This is a genomic window from Saccharopolyspora sp. NPDC050642, assembly GCF_040654735.1.
Taxonomy (GTDB): domain Bacteria; phylum Actinomycetota; class Actinomycetes; order Mycobacteriales; family Pseudonocardiaceae; genus Saccharopolyspora; species Saccharopolyspora elongata.
Genome location: NZ_JBFAIN010000007.1, coordinates 43,203 through 64,734 on the forward strand (window position 1 = coordinate 43,203; position 21,532 = coordinate 64,734).

The following is a 21,532-nucleotide window of genomic DNA, read 5'->3' on the forward strand; positions in this document are numbered from 1 at the left end:
CAGGGGTTCCAGGTCGCCTTCCAGGCTCGCCTGCAACTTGAGCGAGGCGTGGTAGTCGTGGGCCAACCCGGGTTCCGGTTCGAGGTCCAGCACCAGTGGGCGGCGGTCGGCCAGGATGTCCGGTGCGTGGCGGGCCAGTTGCTCGGCGGTGATCTCGCCGCGGATCTTCTCGACCCTGCCCAGTTTCCGCTCGTCCTTCGGGGAGATGCCGTCGGCCAGGTCGGGGTCGTCGAGCTCGGTGCCGAACTTGGTGGTCCGCACCCGCTCCGACCGGTAGAACTTGAGCACTTCGGCCGTGGAGTCCCGCATGATCTTGCTCAGCAGTCCAGCGGCCTCGTCGAGCTGCAACGCCGCATGGGCCGCAGTGTCGGCCAGTTCCTGGCGTCCGGGTGCCTTCCCCGCCGCGACGGCGCTGATGCCGGCACGTTCCGCGTCCGCCTGCTCCGCCAAGTGGATGCCGTTCACGGCTCCGGCGAACTTGAGCGGAGAATGCCCGGGCTTGCGGACCTGCAAGTCGTAGCGGGTGTAGTAGCGGGTCACCGAACCGGTGTAGGAGCTGGTGGTCTCGGCACCCTCCGAGCGGTCCAGGTCCTGCGCATGGCTGCTGCCGTACGCCCCGCCCGTGGAGATGCCGGCACCGACCGATATCTCGCCGACGTCGTAGACGGGACCTCCCGCGATCGTGAAGCTCGCGTCGTGGTGCGCCTGGTGGGAGCCCTTGGTGGCGGCGGTCTTCAAGGTGGTTTTCTCGATGTGCGAGCCGTCGATGGTCTGGTCGAAGTAGACGCGCCGGGCGACGAGGCGCATCTGCACCCGCTGGCTCTTGGGGCGGAACAGCCTCTTGAGCGGATTGCGCTTCCGCGGCAATTCGGGCGAGGACACCCAGCCGTCGCCCCGCGCGGCCTGTTCCGGGGTCACCGCCATCTCCGGCAGGCGCTTCTTGATGTTGCGGGAGCCGACGAACTCCCGGAGGGTGCTCAGGCCCTCCTTCGTCAACGAACCGACGTACTTGTGAACCTCGTCGAACGGGTCTTCGTGGAGGTCGGCGTGCTCGACCCCCGAGGTGGGCAGCTCCGAGGGCAGCGACGGAACCTCGGTCCCGCCGCCGTTCAGCCCGAGGGGCACGCTCAGCTCGACCGACATCGGGGTGTCGTCGCGGCCCACGGCCCGGCCGACCCGCACCGTGGGCAGGGTCGGTTTCCCGTCGGCGCCGAGCCGGCTGAGGAAGAACGTCGCCGGGGCGCGCACCGGGAGCATTCCCTGGAAGCCGGTCTCGCTCGTCGGGTTCTCCGGGAACGAGACGCTGGTCCGCACGAGATGCGAGTTCCGCTGCGAGAGGCCGCGGGAGGTCGACGCGCCCGTCGGCGCGTTGGCGGTGCCGGTGAGGAACAGGCCCGGAGCCATCGGGACGAAGTAGAACCACCGCGACATCGCGGTGCGGCCGGCCGAGGTTCCGGCGGTCGAGGCCCGCGCCTGTTCGGCGCTCACCGAACTCGTCCCCGCGTTCGCGTCGATCGGCTCGGCGCGCGACAAGTCCACTTCGGCGCGGACCAGGACGCGTTCCCCGCCCAAGGTCACTACTCGGCCGTTGTCCATGAACGACTCGGAATCGTTCTCCACGGCCGCCCGCAGGTCCTCGAGTTCCTGAGCGGTCGGCTCACCGTTCGCCAAGCTCTTGGCGGCGGCGACCACCCGGTCGGCGCCTTCCGTGCGTGTGAGCTGCTTGCCCACACCGAGACCCTGGTTGCGGCGCAGGTAGCGCGGCAGGAGCCGCCGCCAGCCGCGCGGAGCGGACGACTCGTTCCGGGCGGGCTCGGTGGTGGGGGTGTGCTCCGCCGCGTCGGTGGCGTCGCGGTGCTCCTCAGTCGTGCCGTCACGGTCCTCGGCGACCTCGGTCTCGGCGCGCCGCTCCGCTGACACGCCATCGCGGTTCTCGATGGTCGTGCTCTCGTCGCGCTGCTGCGCGGCGGTGGCGTCATCGCGGCTTCCCGCGGTGTCCTCAGGCGCCTCCGGCCGTGAACCGCTCACCTCGTGCCGGCTCTCCGGCGACCGGGCCTGCTCGTCGGTGTCCGGCTGGGCCGTGCGATCGGCTTCGGTCGTGGCGCTGCCGTCGAAATCCGCAGTGTGCTCCGCCGATTCCAGGACTGCTGCGGAGTCGGGGCGCTGGCGGATCTCGGCGTTGCCGAGCAGCCGGGCCACGTCCTGGACAGCCTGCGGTGCCTCCGCGTCCCCGATCTCCAGCACGACCCTGCGGTCCTGGTCGAAACCGGGATGCAGGCGCACGTAGTTCACGAAGGACCGAGGAGTGTAGTTCTTCCCGTCCCACAGGGTGATCTGCTCGCCGTCCGGGCTGGACGTGAACCTGATGACCTGCTCATCGGGATTCGGCCGGGCGTCCCGGGCCTGCTGGACCAGCCTGCCCACGTCCTCGTGGGGGCTCGGGTAGTGCAACCCGTCCCGGGTGCGCACGGCCAGCGTCTGGAAGTCATGCGTCGCGCCGCTTCGGCGCCACGGCTGGGTGGCGGCGAACAGCTGCACCATCTGCCGCTCCGCCGCCTTGCTCAGCGGCAGCACCTCCAGCAGGTCCAGCAGGTCGTTCAGCTGTTCCTCTTCGGTGCGGGCACTGGTCTCGTCACCGAGCAACCGCGGGTCGGCGAGGAGTTCCTCGATGCGGGCATGCTTCGCCGGGTCGTTCGCTGCGGCGGGCATCGCGGTGCCCAATTCCACGCAGGTTTGCAACTCGCCCATGTGCATGCGGCCGACGGGCAGCCGGTGTTCCCAGCGGTCGCCCGGCCCGCCCTTGATGTGTTCGAAGTTGATGTCCTCGTTGCGGCTGGCGTTGAGCGAGCGAACGTCCTCCGGGGTTCGCACGTCGGTGGCTCGCGGTGGAACCGGCAGCGTGCCTGCCATGCTCAGCTCGCGCTGCGGTCCTCCCATCGTGGAGTTCGCCATCCGGTACCGGGACTGCTCACGTGCCTTCGCGAGGCCGGCCAGTGCCACGTTGGCCTCGGGGCTGAAGTCCTGGCCCTCGAAGCTGACGTTGACGTGCACGTCGCCCGGTTCCACCGAGCCGCCGTACTTCTGCACGACCGAATCGATGACGTCGACGCCGGTGGCGAACCGCTGCCAGGAGTCCGGACGGCCGACCAGCTTCTCCGACACCACCTCGATCCCGTTCTCCAGGGCTTCCTCGTCCACCACTCGCCAGCGGTCGGGTGCCATCTTGACGAGACCGGAGGGCAGCTCCTGACCGTCGCGCCAGTCGGCGAGACCCGCGTCCCGCAACGCGGCGCCGAGTTCCTGCACCGCCGCGTCGAAGTGCTCCTCGGGGATGGTGAACTCGATCTCGGTGCCGAACCGGGCGTCCGGGCGGCTGCTCACGCCACCGGGGATGCCGTCGGCGTGGTACTCGACGGGGTTGACGCCCGCGGCGACGGCGGCCCGCGCGGTCCGGTACGTCTTCACCATCGCAGCGAAGCGCTGTTCGCGGGGCACGCTGTCAGCCGGCGCGTCGTCGGCCAGGTCCTCGTAGTCCCGCTGGCCACCTGGCCCGTTTCCGGCAGGGTCCGGGTCCTGCGCGTCGTTGCGGGTGCCGGAAGCGGTGTCGACCGATGTCTTCGGCTCCGCACCCTCCAGGCGGGAGAACTCCTCCCCAGCCCCGCCGGTCCAGGACTCATCGATGCCGTCCTCATCCGACACGTCCCCGCCATCGTCGCTCACCGGCGACGCACCACCGAAACCGAACCGGCGCTCGTCGTCGTGCTCCTGCCGAGCGTGTTGATCTGCCAAGATCTCCGACGACCGACCACCCAAACCACGAGCCCGCTCAACAGCACGAGCACGGGCAAGGGCCTTTTCGAGCAGCTCGGGACTCGGCCTAAACAGGAACCGACTCTTCAGTCCCGCTTCCAAAAAGCGCTCCCAGCGCTCCTCGTCGTCCTCCCAACGTCCTTCCTCGCGACGAGCCTGCTCCTCACGCCGCTCCGCTTCAAACTCCTCGCGGATTGACGGAAGGACATCATCAACCCAACTCCACTCCTCTTTCGTGGCAAGGGCAAAGACCCTTTCGAGCTTCTTCGGATTCGCAAACCTAAACAGGAACTGACTCGTCAGTTCCGCATCCAAAAAGCGCTCCCAGCGCTCCTCGTCGTCCTCCCAACGTCCTTCCTCGCGACGAGCCTGCTCCTCACGCCGCTCCTCTTCAAACTCCTCGCGGATTGACGGAAGGACATCATCAACCCACCTCCACCAGTCCTCAATCTCCCGGCGCTCCCGACGCTCCCGGCGCTTCTGCTTACGCTCTTTCTGCTCGCGAAGCGCCTCTTCCTCGCGACGCTCCTCCTCCGCGTCCTTCCGTGCGCGACTTGCCTCCTCCTTGCGCGCCTCCTCCGCCCGGCGGGCCTTCTCCGCCTCCCTGCGGACCTTCTCCTCGCTTTCTTCCCGCGCGCGACTCGCCTCTTCAGCCTCGCGGCGAGCCTGCTCCGCCTTGCGGCGTGTCACATCCTCCTTGCGGCCTGCCTCCGCGCGCGCATCCGACGTCCGCGCCGGGCGAGGCTTCTGGGACGGGCCGGACTCGTCCCGCTGTCGGACCACGGAGCCCGAATCCGTTCTCCTAGTACGAGATCCGCGCGGCTGCTCATCCTGCCGCGGCCGACGGGACTCCTTCCGCTGGCCGCTTTTCCGCTCCGCGCGCGGTTCGCGCTGCTCCGCGCGAGCCGATTCACCGTCTCCCCGAACGGCTTCGGGCCTGCTTTCCTCACCGAAGCAGGTCTCGGGCCAGGTGGTCCTCTTCACGACCGTCTCGTCCTTCTTGTTCTTCATCTTGAACAAGAAGCTGCTCACGTCGTAGTGCGTGGTCTTCGTTTGGGTTCTGATGTTCATCAGACCAGCGTCGGCAAGCACGACAATCCGGCCGCGGTCTGCCAGCACCGTCACTCCCTTGGGGGTGTTGACAGTGAGGCCGGGTACCGCCTTGACCAGCTCATTGGCGACCTTGACCGAGGTTCCCGGCCTGTCGGCACCGAGCGTCAGCAGCAGCACCGACGAGCTGTTGCCGCCCCTGATGATGTTGCCGAGGATCTTCGTGGCCGTGGAGTGGTCCACCGCGGCTATTTCGGTCTTTCCACGCTTGCCGATCACCGGGACCGCGAGGGCGCTGCCGTCGGTGTCGATCGCGAGGATGAGGTCCGGCTCGAACGGTGCCGTGATCTCACGGTCGGGCCCGGCCGCCAGAGCAGTGGTCGTCGACTCACCAGGGCGGGTACGCACCACCAGAAGGGGACCATCGATCGAATCCAACCAGCCCTCGAAGGCACCGAGCTCGGAGTCAGAGAGCAGCGCAATGCTCGCGGGCCTGTGACTGGTGGAAGGCCGGTCGGTGATGCGCAGATCGCTGTGCTTGAAGGTGGCCGGCTTCGCAGAAATCGTTCCGGCATACTTCGGTGCCTTCGACTCCGCAACCTCCGGGCGGGAGAACTCCGCCCCAGCCCCGCCGGTCCAGGACTCATCGATGTCGTCTTCACCCGACACATCCGAACGCTCGGCGTCGGTGCGGCCGGGCAGCTCCAGCGAGTCGACGCCATCCTGCCTGGCGGTGTCGAAGAGGTCCCGCAGCATCCGGGCCTCGTCGCCCGGGCGCGAGCCATCGTCGCCTGTCAACAGCCGGATCAAGTCCTGGCGGCTGGCGTGTCCGGCGAACGGGCCACCGCCCGCCAGCCGGTCCAGCTCGCGTGCCACCGCCAGGTCCTGCTCGTCCAGATGCCTGCCTGCGTCCAGGCCGTACAGGTCGCGCACCCGGTTCTGCTCCGCCCGGTCGGCATCACCGGGCTCCCCGATCTCCTTGCCCAGCTCGACGTTCAGGTCCGGGTGGGCGGAGCGCAGGTCGGCGACCAGCTGCTGGGCCCCGGCTCTGGTCAAGACGGGCTGGTCCTCGCCGCTGATCCCGACCCGACCCCAGTTGACCACCACCTTGTCCACGAGGGAAAGGGAAAGCGGGCCGTGGATCTGCGCTTCCAGGAAATTGTGCGTGCTCGGCCCCGGGGCGTCCTTCAGCCCGGGGTCGTAGGAATAGTCGGTGGCTTCGGCCACGAGGTGCCGGAACAGCTCGACGTCGCCGTGGGCGAGCAACGGGTACAGGTGCTCGTTGTCGGTGTAGGTGACCGCGTTCGTGTCCTCGTCCACGCCCAACGAATCGCCGGGCGTGAACGTGCTGCGGGCACGGACATCGTTGTTCCAGTGCAACACGACGGTGCCGTACTGGACGGAAGAGCCCTCGGTCCGGCGCGGCGGGATCACCGCGCCGTAGCGCGGCATCTCGACCGGATCCGCGACCGTCGTGCCGTCGCCGCGTTGCAAGGACGAGGAATAGCCGAACAGCCATTCCGCCTTGGCACGCCGGCTGACGTCGGTGGACCCCTGCGAAACACCCGTCTCCCACAGGTTCCGGATCGGCTGCCCTTCGGAGAGCAATCGCATCAGCGGGGCGTGCCCGCCGTGGCCGTCGGGCACCATCCGGTTCGGGAACAGGTTCGTGACGATGGGCCAGGACTTGAGCTTCTCGTGCGCGGCGGCGGCGATCTCGGCTCGTTCGGCCTTGCTGGTCGGGTATTTCGCGCCGTAATTGTTGAGCATGCGGATCCGGTTGGTGGCCTCGTCGAGATCGCGCTGGTTGAACTGCTCGCCGCGCAGCTCCGCAGCCATCAGGGCCCACGACTGCGCCGGGCTCAGCTCGTCCCAGCCCGGCCGGTAGTTCGGCGAGTCGGGGTTGCGCGCCTCGGCGAGCCGCTCGACTTCCGCTCCATCGGGCACCATCCAGCGGCTTTCGTTCACCGGGTTCCCGTGGTCGTCCAGGTCCAGGTCGCGGCTGTGCACGCTCAGCGGGATCGTGCGTCCGTCGTCGAGGCGGAACGGTGTGTACACCGGGGTCAGGACCTTGTTCGAGGTCACCGGCGAGAACCACACCTCCACCGGAGAACCCAACCTCACAAGCGAATGCGACTCCCCGTCGTAGAAGACCACATCCCCACCACGCTTGTGCACGGTGAAGAAATGGCCACCACGATCGCCGAATTCCGCATACACCAGGCCATACGCGCCATCGGTGTCCTTGCCCGCCACGAAATCCATCACATCGTCATAACCCCGGCCCTGCTTCGCCATCGGCGGCAGACCCGTCTTCGCCACCTCATTCCGATGCACCACACCACTCGGACCGGCCACGAACTCCTTCGCCCGAGCCGGATGCATCTCCCGGTTCAACGCCTGAATCGACGACGGCTGGCAATTCGTATCATGCCCCGCAACACCCGCGACATAATTGTCCCGGTTGATCCCCTCCATACCCGCGAAATTCTCACTCACATACGCATCATGACCGGCCGGATCACCCTCGAACGTCTCCGCCGACACCACGCCCGGCCGCACCGACGCCGCACCCACCGACACCGACGACGCACCACCGAAACCGAACCAACTCGGTCCCTGGCTTTGCCGGCGACTGCGGGACGTCCTGTCGCCGCGATAGTCCCGGCCACTCCCCGGGGCGGTGGGGCGGCGCGGGACACTCCAATCGCTCGGCCCCGGCGCCGGGTAATTCCACGGATTCGACTGCCGCGGGTGCGTCCGCTCGAACTTCGCCCGCAGCTCCTCCAGTTTGCACTCGTCGTCGTACCTCTGCCGCTCTTGTACATCCGACAAGACGTCGTAGGCGCTCTGGACCTTCTGGAAGTTCTCCTGGGCCTCAGGGGCCTTGTTCTTGTCCGGGTGCCACTTCAGGACCAGCTTCCGATGCGCCTTCTTGATCTCGGTTTCGTCCGCATTCGGCTGGACACCCAGCGCCTTGTAGTAGCCCTTCGGATCCGCGAACGACTGCTTCGACCCGTCCTGCTGTCCCTGCTGCTGACTGGTCCCCGGCGTCGCCTGCTGAGCCGACGACTCCGCACCCGGACGAGACCCGGCCTGCTCGTTCCGGCCCGATGGCTTCGGCTCAGAACTCGACCCGGCCGGGCCGGGCCGCGACGTCCCCGCCTCAGGGCGAGGCGCTTCCTTCTCGGGCCGCCCGGTGGGCTTGGGCTTCGGCTCCGCCTTGGTCTTCGATTCCGGCTTCTGTTCCGACTTGGACTTCCGCTCCGGCTTCGGCGGCTGCCCGGTGGGCCGGGAGGTCGGCTCGGGACGCGCCTGCGCGCCGGAGGCCTGCTCGGTCAGCTTGGCGAACGCCTCTTCGATCCGCCGCCATTCAGCGTCCGAGAGATTCTTCAATCGCAGCCGCTCGAACGCCCGCTCAATCCGGTGGAACGGCCAATCAGGATCGACATCCAACACCTCGTAGGGGTCCGTCGGCGGGCTCTCCGGAGCCGGTCGCGCACCGGATGTGCTCGGCCGCGAGCCAGACGCAGCCGGTCGTGCACCGGGTGCGTCTGGGCGCGGGCGCGGCTCCGAGTGGTTCGCTTCACGCCGGCGAATCTCGTCGCGCAGTTCGGCTTTCCCGTAACTGCCCTCCGTCCAGAAGTAGGACAGGACTTCTTGCTCCGAGCCGGTGTAGGACGGGACCGTCTGGTTGTAGTAGCCCAGCCAATTCCCGTTGTCCCTGGCCCCGATTCGCCCACCGGACGCCAGCCCCATCTCGGTGTCCGCGGTGAACACCCGCAACGGAAGCCCACGCCAGTGCAAGCGCGCGGCCAGGTCCCTGACGCCGCTTGCTTGCGAGGCACCGTGCACCGGCAGCAACAGCGAATCGAATCCCCGAAGGCGAATGGCTTCCTGGACCCGTTCGGAATCGGCGAGGAAGTTCGCCAACGTGGTTCCGGTAACCCAGATCTCGGTGGTGCCTCCGTCGGGGTCGACCCGGATCATGAACCCGTGCCTGACGGGCTTGACCGCGAGGACCAGTGAGTTCGCGAAGGGAGAGTCTGCGATCTCGCTGTTGGGCCGGGTCTCGCTCCTGCGCCTTGCTTCGCCGACCGATTCGCCGGGCATGGTGCGCACCACGCGGATCGGGCCCCGGATGCCCTTGGCCCAATCGCGGAACTCCGCCCTTGTGGCCGGATCCGCCAGCAACTCGAAACCACGCCGCCCGTCCGCGTCGCGCAGCGCGCCGAACTTCGCATCCTCTCGAGCGAAAGTGACGGAACGGTTGGAATCATTCAGTCCGGGGTACAACTCGGGCGCAGCCGGCCGGGGTGCGGGCCGATCGTGCGGACGGGAATCCGCGCTAGGCCGGAACTCCGGCTCCGGCCGGGGTACGGGCCGGGGAGCGGGCCGATCGTACGGACGGGAATCCGCGCTAGGCCGGAACTCCGGCTCCGGCCGAACCGTTGACCATCCATTGATTTCGTCGATCTCGGCCCGCGAGAAGCGAGTCGAACCGTAAGCGATGTCCGTGGTGCCGCGGAAGGTCAGCATTCCACCGTTGTCCAGCACGACCAGGCGCCCACCGTGTTGCAGTTCCATCGGGCCGTCACCGGTGTGCACCAAGCGTTCAGGGTTGGCAGCGGCCAGCTCACGACCGAGTTTCACCGGGGCATCGGGCGAATAGGATCCCGATAGCAGCAGTAGCACGGAGTTGGCTCGGCGGATGCTCGGCGATTCGGCCGCGAGCGCCTGCGCGGCAGTCTTCGCATCCACCCAGACCCTGAGTTCCCCGCGATCGGTGCGGACGGGCAGCGCGTACCTCCCGTCCCCCCGGGCGTTGACCGCCAGAGCCACCGCACCGCGGAATGTCATGGTCACTTCGCCGTTACGAGCTGGGCTGTTCTTCACGGCCTTGGCCGCTGATTCGCCGGGCAACGTGCGCACCACGGTGAACGTGGCGCCGCGGACACCTCCCAGCCAGCGCTTCACCTTGTTGGCAAGACCGCCGTCCGGCAGCGCGGAGACCAGCCTCATCTCGCCTGCATCGATCCCCCTCACAGCCACTTCATCACGCCCGAACTTGACCGAGCGCCCCGCGTCATCCTCGCCCCGGTAACGCCGCGAACCACCGCCCCAACCGGACGGGTGCCTGACCTCCGAGCTGACCGGAGCCGATTCGGGCTCTTCAGCCGCGATTCGTTCGGCCGCCGAGCGCGTGCCGACCGGCGAGTACATCGGTGTCAGCACCACGCCCTGGGGAGCCTCCCAGAACTCCACCTTCGACGGAGAATCCCAGAACTGCCGGCTCTCCTCCTGAGGATTCAGGAGAATGGGGCGATCTTTCTTGACAGCCGCGAAGTAGTGGCCACCGTCAGGGTAATACGCGAGCACCATGCCGGACGCGCCGCGCTCCAGGCGTGACAGGTATTCCTCGACATCGGCAACTCCCGAGAACTCGCCCACATACCTCAGACCCGAACCCTCGATCTGATCCCGATGCACCTCCCCACTCGGCCCGGCCACGAATTCCTCGGCCCGATCAGGATGCGCCAGCCGGTTCAAGAACTGAATCGTCGCCGGAGCACAATTCGTCCGATACCCCAGATCGCCGTCGACATCGGCATCGAAATTATCCTTGTTCACCCCGCGCATGAGTTCGAGAAGCTCTTGATGCTCTTGCGCATCAAACCCAGTGGGATGCCCAGACGTGTTCGCCGTGGACGGCGCCGGCCGAACCGCGCGCTGGCCTCCCGCCGCGGGCCTGGACGCACCTCTGCGCTTCGGCTCACGCCGAGCGTGGTCGTCCTGGACAATCCGCGCCTTGTCCCCGCGCGGAGATCGCCGGACGGTCCCGGCACGGACCCTGCTGATGTCGAACCGCAACTGGAAGCTGCCGGAGCCATCCTGCCTGACGCCACCACCCGAGATGTGGAACTTCTGGTCGTCGGGCAGCTTTTTCAACTCGTTGAACGTGTCGACGATGTTCTTCGTGGACTTGCCGTTCACCGTCTTCATGACCTCGGCATAGACATCATCGTGGGCATCGAAGTCCACGCCGTTCCCGCCGGCCAGCAAGTTGCCGAAGACTTCCTTGGCCGCCGTGCCGGAGATGTTCTGCCGGAAGATGGTGTCCGGAAGCCGATCCGGAACTTCCCCGGGTTTCGTCTTCCTGCCGAACAGCTTCGGAGCCCGCTTGTCGATCTCCTTCGCCTTGGTCACCTCGTTGAACAGCGCCTCCGCCTGCGACCACTGGTGGATGAAGGCATCGCTGGCGGTGTACCTCTCCTCCTTGGCCCGGTAGTTCTCCATCATCACCGCGACACTGCCCGCGTCGTCCCGCCCGTAGAGGTTGTGGAAATGCCCTCCGGATTCCGGGGCCTCGCTGTCCGGTTTCGTGGGGTGCGGCCGGTAGTCGGCGGTCTGCTCGTCCACGTCGACCAGCTTCGGGCTGGGGACGGGTCGGCCGAACTCGGCAAGTGCCGCGGACCGGCGCGCGTGCATGGTTTCGCGCTCACCGCCTTCCACAGCGGCGAGGTAGTGCGCCAGCCGCTCCGCCGGCGGATCGAAGCGCTGCCGCCTCGGAGAAACCTGCTGGTTGACCGTGGCGTTGCCGATGCTGTGCCGCTGACCGTCCTGATGGCTGACGTCGAATTCGGCCAGGCGCTCCGCCAGCCCCGACACACCATCGTCGCCACGCCATTGAGCTGCGCCAGCACTGACGTGGAAGTCCCCCAGCCGCTCCGCCAGGTCCGACACATCGCCGTAGCTGGATCCGGCCGGTGTGCCATCTCCCGAATCGGACGACGCCTCAGACAGCCCTCTGGCGTGCGCGTTCCACCCCGCTCCCTCTGGGCGGGAGAACTCCGCCCCAGCCCCGCCGGTCCAGGACTCATCGATGCCGTCCTCACCCGGCACATCCCCGCCATCGATGCTCTTGCCCCGCGGATCCTGCCCTCTCCGGTTGTCCTCGATGACGTTCTGGAGCAGCCGGAAGCCGCTCGCCGCCACGTCGGCTTCCGTTCCGCGGTCAGCTCGGCGGGGCCGCTGGGGGTCGTCCGGATCGACTTGCAGGATCTTGTACGAGCCGAACTCGGAAAGTCCGTCGAAAGCCTGCTCCGAAAGCGCTCTCGCCAGCAGCCCGGGGTTCCCACTGGACGGGTCTTCCTGGCCTCCGAGTGATACGAAAGTGATGCGCTCAAACCACTGACGACGCTCCTGCACCGGGAATTCGTCGTCAGAGAGAACATCGCGAGAAATCTGCTTCAACGAGGAAGTATCGCCGTCCTCGTGGATCCCAAGAGCATGCACCACCGGCGCGTACGATCCCTCGGCTGCGTTCAGGTGTTGCTGAACGTAGTATTGCGCCGCCATCAACGAAAGTCCCGATTGAACGTAGTCGATCAACAGCACATCCCGGCCGTGCGGCAAATCGGCCAAGAACTCGTTGAAGTGCGCGGAGAGCAGCTCCAGTTGCCCATCCGTTGGCGGGCTGAACCCCGTCGCCACGAACTTGCGGTGCAGGACGGAGTCCGGCAACGGCGCCGGCCGGAAGCTTGACAACGGTAGGTTGATGGCGCCGTGGCCACGAGACTGGAGCGCCGCGACGATCGGCACCGGACTGCGACCGATGCCCACGTAGCTGAACCGGTCGGGCGGATACGCCTTGAGGGCGTAGTCCGCCAAGGCGTTGACCGCGCTCTCGACACGCTTCTGCTCGTTCAAGTGGTGCCGGCCCGCCAGGTGCCGGATCGTCTCGTAGAAGCGCTGCGCCTCGTCGATCCCGTAGGTCCGCCCAGCCATGTCGGCCGGACCATCCGTGATGTAGTACAAACCCCCACCGGGAGCCCCGCTCCGGGTGATTAGCGGGCCGCTGAGGTACACCTTCGCGGCCAGGTCGATGCCGCCCTCCTGGGGATAGATGTACCCGCTTTCGGCCAGCCACGCCCGCGCTATTTCCGGAGTCAGCCAGACCCCTTGCTCACCTGCTAGAAGCAACGTGTGCTTGGACTCGGCCGGATGCCTCTGCAGCTCGGCTTGCGACACGTCGACGTCAGAATCGTCGATCTCCATGCTGTCATCGATGATCCGATTGAGTCGAGCCTCGATGTCCTCGGAGTTCGCCTCGAGATGCGAAGGAGACAGCGGCACATCCCCGCCAGGCCCGGGGAGAGAGAACTCCTCCCCAGCCCCGCCGGTCAAAGAATCATCGATGTCGGTGGCAGCCGGTGCGGGACCTGTGTCGCCGACGACTGGGGACGCGGCCTTGAGCGGGCCGGCGGAGTGCCCCGGCGGGGCCGATAGCAAGAAGATCCTGTTGTCGGGATCCTGAGGCAGGAAAGCCGGGCGCCCCTTCTGGTCCTGGGAATCGACATAGGTCACCCGGCCCGCGTCGTTCTTCTCCGCGTAGAAGAAGTGCCCCTTCCCCTTGGCGGACCTGATGTACACGGCCCCCTGCGCACCAGGCTTCCAGGTGTCCAGAATGGTCTTGTCGAGAGTGGACGGTCCGCCCTTCTGCTCCTTGAACCGCGCGCCGAAGTAGTCCTGCATATCGCGCAGCGACATTTCCTCGGACGACGGGTCGGCGTGGAACTGCCGGCCGTGCTTCCTGCTGCGGAATTCCTGAATCGTGGCAACGCCGCAGTTGATCCCGCGCCCAGGCGCATCATCCGCCAACGCGGGGTCGGTGTTGCCCTCCGGCGCCCGGTTCACCTTGCCGGCCTCGGGGAACTCCCGCCGCATGAACGCTTCCGCGGCGACATCGTTCGGGAAGCTCTCCAGCGACACCACCTGGGGCAGCGGGCCCTGCCAGTGCTCGAACTCGGACAGATCGTGCGAAGCGGTCTCGACCGGAGTCTCCGACGGGCTCTGGACAGCTACGTCGGGATCGGACTCATCCCCACTCTCATAACCTTCATCGACGAACGAGTCCTTCACCGGGGCCACCGCCGGGACAGCACCCACCGACTGGTCCGTGACCAGCGCCGGGGCAGTCTCCCCCAACGTCTCCGGCGCGTCCCGGACGAACGACACGTCCCCATCGTGCTGGGACTCGTCCCCGCTCTCATAACCTTCATCGACGAACGAGTCCTTCACCGGGGCCACCGGCTGTGCCGGCGCCACCTGCAGCTGCGGTTCACCGCCGCTCTTCGGCGTTCCGGCCCTGCCGGACGTGGCCGAACTCGTCCGCTGATCGCTGCCGGAGGACACAGTGGACGGCGCGTCGCGCTGGGTCAGGGGCTGGTTCCCGGTCGACGTCTCACCCGTCGGCGCTTCGTAGGACAGCTGCGTCGAAGGCCGGGACGGTCCGACCTGATCGCCGACGGCCGACTGGTCGGACTTGTCCCGGGGCACGTCCTGGGTCGAGGTGTTCGGCGTGCCTGCAGGGTTAGAGGGTGCCTGCGAGTTGCCGGCCTGACCGGACGGCGTGGACGTGGCGCTCGGCGTTCCCGCCTGCTGCCCCGGCCCGGCCTGCTGACCGGTCGGGCGGAGTTGCGCGGATCCGTTCTCGCCCTGCTCCTGCTGGTCCGCTCGCGGTTGGTCGCGCTCTAGCGACACCGGGTTCTGGTCGAGGCCGCGCTGACCGGCGTTCTGCTGGCTTGGCGCCGACTGCTCCGGCGACTGCTGCCCCTGGACCTGCTGGTTCGGGGTCTGCTGACCCGGAACCTGCTGGTCGGGCGACAGCTGGCGCTGGGGCTGCTGACCGGGGTTCTGCTGGTCGGGAGCGTGCTGTCCGGGCGACTGCTGGTTCGGCGACTGCTGATTCGGGGACTGCTCGCCGACCGGCTGCTGGGCAGGCGGCTGCTCGACGGGCGTGTGCCGCACCGGCGGCTGCTCGGCGGACGGCTGGGCCTGGGGATTCTGGTCACCGACCGCCGGATCCACGCCCTGCGGCGCGTTTCCGTGCGGCGTCGTCGTGTCGAAGCCGGGCAAGCCCTGGTTCGAGCCGACGTCCTGCGGCGTGCCGGAGACCGGCGGCTGGCCGGCCGGTTGCTCCACCGAAACCGGTCCGGTTTCGATGCCCGCGGGTGGCGGCGTTTCCCCGCCGACGCCCGGGGGCGGAGACACCACCGGCGGAGCCGAAGCGGGTGGCGGAGAACCCACAGGCGGAGCCGACACAGGCGGTGGCGAGCCCGCAGGCGGAGACCCCACAGGCGACACACCCGCCGGCGGCGGAGCCGAACCGGGCCGAGAGCCCGCCGGTGGCGGAGCCGAACCAGGCGGTGGAGAACCCACAGGCGACACACCCGCGGGCGGTGGAACCGAACCAGGCGGCGGGGAGCCCGCAGGCTGCTCCGCGGCCGGGGGCTGGTACGCGGGCGGCGGTTCCTCGGACGGGGGCTGGTATGCGGGCGGGGGCTGTTCGTTCCCCCACACCTCGTTGGACGGTGGCGCCTCACCACGCGGCGAGTACGGGGGCGGCGGGACGTCGGAAGGCTTCCCGTCCGGGGAATCCGCAGGCGTCTTTGTGTCCGACCCGACCGGCGGATTCTTTGAGTCCGACCCAACGGGCGGCACCTTGGAATCCGCCCCGCCCGGCGGCGGGGCCTTCGAATCCGATCCGACCGGCGGCACCTTCGTGTCCGACCCAACCGGCGGCACCTTCGAATCCGACCCTCCACCGGGAGTGTCCTCGCCGCCGGGCAGGCCCTTGCCGTCCGGGTTGTAGGAGGGCGGGGGCGACTGGTTCGGGCCTCCGGTCGGCGAGTTGTTCGTGTTCCGGTTGTTCCGCCACTCACGCGACCTGATCTGCGCGTCCTTCTCGATCGTGCCCATCGTGACACTCGAGATATAGGTCTGGAACGGGTCGAAATTGCCGCCGGCGAGCGTGATGACCATCCCCTCGGCCGGCACCTCCGCAGCCGCATCAAGCTGCCCCGTCCCGATCGGCTTGCGCACGAAATCGTCCGTGTGCCTGTTCAGCTTCGCGAGACGGTGCAAGATCATAGCGTTGAACGCGGCATCGGCCCCCACGGCGCCCTCCAGCGCCATGCCCTTCACGTCCCAGCCGTTCTTGCGGTTGCCGTTCGCCGTCGTGATCCCCTGGGGCAAGAATGCCTGGAAGAACTCCTCACCGAACTCCTGAACGGGCTCCCACGCCATCCGCAACTGCCCGGAGAGCGTCGTGGCCTGTTGCTTGGCCGTCGCGATGATCTGGGAGAGATGCCGACGCCCAGCCGCGATCCATGCCGGGATCGCCTCGAAGAACCCGCTCAGATAAAGCCCGAGGATCGTGGATGCGAAAAACGCCAGGCCGATGAGGATGTCGTACTCGGCCTCCTCCCCGTTCAACCCGAACTCGTCCACCATGTCCGCCGCGTACCGCAACGCCGCCGCCCGCGCCTGAACCGGATCGGTCAACCCCCGAACGTGATCATCGAACGCTTTCGCGGTCTCACCCTCAAGATTCGCCCGCACACCAGACGACAACGAATTGACATTGCTCGTGGTGTTCACGTCAGCGTCCGCGTTGTCCCGCATCTCACGGGCCAACGCGTACATATCGTTCGAGATCACCAACGGCGGCTTCTCGATCAGCGCAGTTAGCGAATAGTAAATAGGCGCCCAGACACCATCCTGGGGAATCTGGATCTCACCCATCGCTCACCACACCATCCGATTCGGACTCGCACCGCCGACCACACCACCGCACGCCCGGGCTATCAGCTACTTGCGGAAGCGGAAGAAACTCGGTTCCCCGTCGCGGGGGAATTCCATGTAGACCTGCTCGTCGAACGACTTCCCGGGCTGCTGCGATCCGGGCTTCTCCGTGACCAGGAAGTGCCGCTCCCCGTCCTCGGTCGGGTAGGGCTTCGACCCGGACGGGTTGTTCGGGTCGTCGAGCGTCAGATCGCGGCCGTTCAGCGGCGTGATGTCGGAGTAGCCGTCGACGCCGATCCGCACCGCCCCGTTCGACAGTTCGGTGGCGCTGACGATGTGCTGCCCCTCGCCCAGCGGGTGGCCGTACACCATGGGCTGCTCATTCTCCCGCAGAGCGCGCAGGCGCATCGCGGAGGTCATTCCCGGCTTGCGAACCTCCACGTCCTCCGGTTTGAGCCCGTTCAGCGGGTATCCGCGGTCGGAAACGGGCAGCTGTGGCTTGAGGCCCTCGTTCGCGCGCCCGCCGGCGGGAACGGCACGCTGCGACTTCACGAACGTCCTCTTTTCTGAAGGCTTATTCGGCTCGACACCGCGGTTCGGCGCTAGCGCCTTCGAGGCCTTGGCCGCTACGTGGGCGGTCGATCCCTTCAGCGGGACGTCCTTCTGAGCGGGAACGTTGTGACCCGTCGACTTCACGGGCACGTTGACGGTCGAACCCTTCAGCGGGACGTCCTTCTGAGCGGGAATGTTGTGACCCGTCGGCTTCTGGGAATCGCCGGAACCGTTCTCGCCCGCGGTCTTGAACTTGTGCGACAGCTGGTCGGCCTCGTCCCGCGACCCGCCGTACATCTTCCCGTTCTCGTACAGGCCGTCGCTGATGTAGCCCAACGATTTGGCCTGGTGTTCGACCCCGTTGAGGAACTTCTCCTGGCCGTCTTTGAAGTTCTGGAAGAACTCGCGGCCCTCGTCATCGTCGCCGAAACTCGCCTGGTACCGGGCGCCGAGCTGAGCGGCCCGTTGCCGGAGCGCCAGCAACCTCGCCTGCACCTCTCCGTAACCCTGACCGCTCTTGCTCAGGTTCTCCGGATCCACCCAGAACTGGTTCATGGTCCTCATTCCTCCACTCACGCCCGTAGTCGAATCCGGTCCCGTTACCGCTTCTCCGGGGCGAACGAACCGCAAAACCCTTGCACGGCCGCGAAAGCGCGGCGGGCAGGTCTCAGCGCCGGTTCAGCCGCTCCCTGAGCAGCGGCGGCAGCTTGGACTCGTCGGGGGCCAGCTTCTCTGCGCTGATCTCCCCGTTCAGCATGGCTTTCACGTCCAGCCCGGGCGGCATCATCGGCGTCATGATCTCCGCGAGCTGGTCGTTCAGCTTGGCCCGGGCGTCGGCGATCGTGCTGGTCACCAGCTCCGACAACTCGTTCTTCGCCAGCCGGCGGTACGCGCTGGACAGGAACTTCAGCTCGGTGATCACGCCCTGCGGGCCGACCGTGACCGACAGCTCGCGGCGCGGGGACACCGCGGTCGCCGAGGCCTCGCTGATCCGCCGCTGCGACTCGGCAAGGCCGGTGACCTGGCGTTCGTACTCCTCCCGCAACATCTCCACGTTGCGACGATCCACTTCGGACATTCGAGCCTCCTGAAAGCTTTCCGAATCAAGTCAACGGCATGAGGAGCCGCTCCTGGTCGACGCGGGCCGACCAGGAGTCCTCCGGGCACGAGGTCTGCCCGGACCGCCACCTCAGCCGACCGAGGTCAGCCCACCGACCGCGGGCACGACCCGCGCCAGGCCCGCCAGGTCGGCGGCGGCCAGCGTGCGCGAAGCCGCCATCCTGGCCAGGTGCCGGGTGAGCCGGTGAACGCCGTGCACCGTGGTCTCCCCGGACGCCTCGATGTGCGCGCGCATCGCGGCGCGCACGTCGTCGGGCACCTCGTGGCCGCGTTCGCGCAGCTGCCGGACGGCGATGGCGGCCAGGTCAGCCGCGGAGTACGCGTCGATCTCCCACCATTCCCCGAAGGAGTCGCGCAGCTGCGGCACGCTGCCGAACAGGCGCTCCACACCGGGGCGGGTGCCGGTCAGCACCACCACCGGATCGGCGGCGTGATAGCGCAATGCGACCAGCAGCGCCTCCGCCTCCTCCGGCTGGGGCTCGCCGTCCGCGTCGACGTCCACCACGAGGAGTCCACCCTGCGCGTCCTGGAACGCCCTGTGCACCAAGGTTTCCGCCTGTCCCGGCCACGCCGGGCGCAGGTCCTCGGTGAGCGATGCGCGCACCACCTGGCCGATGCCGACCAGCCCCAGCTCGGCAAGCCCCTGGGCGTAGAGCCGGGCGAGTTCCCGCCTGCCGCTGCCCCGCGGTCCGGTCAGCACCGCGTTGCCGTGCTGGCCGATGGCCCGGCGGTGATTCCGGCGCTCGCACAGCGAAACGAGCAACGCGGCGACCGACTGGCGCGGACCTTCGAGCCCGATCAGGTCGGACATCCGCCGCCACGCCCGGCTGGCCCGCACCGCCTCGGTGGGATCGGTGGCGGCGTCGGGAGACGCCGTCTCCTCGGCGGGCAGTTGTTCCAGCATCGCGCTCTGCGGGGCGATGTCCGCCGCCGTCAGCCGGCTGAAGTCGGTGTCCCTGGCGGGCGGGCTCTGGGCGAGCCGGGACGCCTGGGTGCTGATCATCGACTCGAAGAGCTTGCGGGCGACGCGGCCGTTGCCGAAGGTCTCGCCCTTGGGCACCCGGGTGAAGTACTCGGTCAGCTCCTCCACCGCGTCGTCGGTGAGCTCGTAGTAGTGCTTGCGGCAGAGGTTGGTCGTGATCGTGACCAGTTCTTCGACGCTGTAGTTCGGGAACTCGATGGTCCGGGTGAACCGGGAGGCCAGACCGGGGTTGGACTGGAGGAACTTCTCCATCAGCTCGGAGTAGCCGGCGACGATCACCACCAGCTCGTCGCGGTGGTCCTCCATCATCTTCATCAGCGCGTCAACGGCTTCCTGGCCGAAGTCCGGGCCGACGCCGCCGGTGCTGGCGGTCAGGGTGTACGCCTCGTCGATGAACAGCACCCCGCCGATCGCCTTGGTCACCAGCTCGGTCGTCTTGATGGCGGTGGATCCGATGTACTGCCCGACGAGGTCCGCGCGGGCGGCCTCGATCATGTGGCCGCTGGAGAGGATGCCGAGCTCGCCGAGCACCGCCCCGTAGAGCCGCGCGACCGTCGTCTTACCGGTGCCGGGCGGCCCGGCGAACACCAGGTGCCGGCTCATCGGCGGCATCGGCAGGCCCATCTCCTGCCGCACCTGCGACATCCGGATCAGGTTGATCAGCCCGCGCACTTCCTGCTTGACGCCTTCCAGGCCGATGAGCGAGTCGAGCTCGGCGAGCGGGCCGTCGAGCACCGCGCCGCCCGCCTCGCGAAGGCTTGCATCGCCCTGCCCGGCGGCGTCGGGTTCCGGCTGCGGCCCGTCGTTCCCCGTCGGCCGCGGCGTGCTGCTCGCGGACTGGGTCACCAGGTTCTCCACCACGACCTGGCGGTCGTCCGACGGCCGCCGGACCGCCATGCCGCCGCTGTTCTTCACCACGCATTGGCTCAACCGCACCGGTTCGGTGGTCTCCAGGTGCGCGCCGTTCCCGCCGCTGTCGAGCAGTTCGCACTCCGCCAGCTCCGCGCGGGCGCCGTCGGCGACGCGGATGCCGTGCCCGCTCGCCCCGCGAATCCGGCAGCGGGTGCCGGTGATCGATCCGCCCCGGCCGACCCGGACGCCGTCCGAGGACACGTCGACGATCTCGGTGTCCCGCATCACGACCTCGGCGGAACCGACCGCCAGCCCGCCGCCGCGCAGCATCGACGAGATCAGCTCCGCGCGCCCGTTGCCGGTGAGCGCGACGGCCGATTCGGCGCCGGTGCTGATCGTGACGTCGGTGAGCTTCGCCTTCGCCGTCCCCGAAAGCTCCACCGCCGTGGCGGCGCCGGTCTCGATCGAGGCGTAGTCGAACTCGACCACGCCGCCGTCGACCAGCAGGCCGGCGCCTTCGGTCGCGTTGGCCCGGAAACCGGAGAAGTGCACCGACGCGGCCGTGGACAGCTGCGCGATCGCCTCGGTCGTCCCGCGCACGGAGGTCTTCTCGAACCTGGGCGACGCTTCGCCGTCCACGATGAGCCCCACCGGGGAGTCCGCCAGGACGCACTCGATGAGCCTGGCCGCCGCCTGCCCCGTCACCTGCACCGCGTTGCGCCCGGCGCCGGTGAAGGTGCAGCCGCGCAGCACCGGCCGCGCGGCGCCCGAGATGTGCGCGGCCTGCACCGCGGCGCCGGAGAACGTGGACTCGGCGATGGTGATCGAGGAGCCGCCGGTCAAGTAGAGATCGACGTTCGCGCCGTCCTGCACCGTGAGGTTGCTGACGTCGAGGCTGCCCTCCTGCTCCACGACGATCGCGGGCTTCGCGGCGGCGGTGATCACGCCCTGGCCGATGACGCACCGGCCGCGCCCGTTCACGCAGATGCCGTTGCCGACCGGCCGCTGGATCACGATCCGGCGCAGCGTCAGGGAACCGTCCTCGCCGACGACGGCGGCCGACGAGGCCACGTCGGCCACGACCGTGTCCTCCACGGTGCTCGGCGACGAGGAGGTGATCACGATGCCGGCGCCGCCGGTGTTGGTCACCTCGCACCCGCGCATGGCCAGCGATCCCGTTCCCCTGGTCAGCAGGGCCGCCCACGACGAGCCCGCCACCCAGCAGCCGTCGAGGGCGACCTCGCCGTGCCGCACGTCCACCGCCGCGACGGTGGCGTCATCGCAGGCCAGCCGCAGGCCCCGGAGCTGGACGCCGCCGGCGTCGACCACCAGCGCGCTGCCCTCGGCGGCGTGCACCTCCACCGTGCCGTCGCCGTCCTCGGCGGCGATGCTGACCATCCGGTTCACGACGAGGTTCTCCTCGTACCGGCCGGCGCGGACGCTGATCATCGCCCCGTCGGGGGCCGCCGCGAGGGCCGAGGCGATCGTGGGGTGCGCCCCCGCCCGATCTCCGCCCACCACCAGCAGTTCACGGTTCATCGCCCGTCATCCTCTCTCCGCCGCCCTCGATGCTTCCGCGCG

At 68.3% G+C, this 21,532-nt stretch carries 4 protein-coding genes (1 of these 4 running past the window's edge); all 4 read right to left on the minus strand.

Translation table 11 applies throughout. From position 1 onward, the window contains the following. Window positions 1–16,206, minus strand: partial view of a DnaJ domain-containing protein gene (locus AB0H93_RS13680; RefSeq protein WP_358572031.1) — the 5' end (the start) only. The gene continues 18,861 nt to the left of window position 1, outside the view; the window shows 16,206 of its 35,067 coding nt (coding positions 1–16,206); the start codon lies at window positions 16,204–16,206; the stop codon falls past the left edge of the window. A gap of 306 nt (window positions 16,207–16,512) precedes the next feature. Further along, window positions 16,513–17,553, minus strand: a complete 1,041-nt coding sequence (locus AB0H93_RS13685) for a hypothetical protein (RefSeq protein WP_358572033.1) — start codon at window positions 17,551–17,553, stop codon at window positions 16,513–16,515. Window positions 17,554–17,665: 112 nt separating this feature from the next. Beyond that, window positions 17,666–18,076 carry a YbaB/EbfC family nucleoid-associated protein gene (locus tag AB0H93_RS13690; RefSeq protein WP_358572035.1) on the minus strand — a complete coding sequence of 137 codons (411 nt, stop codon included), beginning with the start codon at window positions 18,074–18,076 and terminating at the stop codon, window positions 17,666–17,668. 111 nt (window positions 18,077–18,187) lie between these two features. Continuing rightward, window positions 18,188–21,490, minus strand: coding sequence for a right-handed parallel beta-helix repeat-containing protein (locus tag AB0H93_RS13695; protein WP_358572037.1), 3,303 nt, complete (start codon window positions 21,488–21,490; stop codon window positions 18,188–18,190). Window positions 21,491–21,532 lie beyond the last annotated feature (42 nt).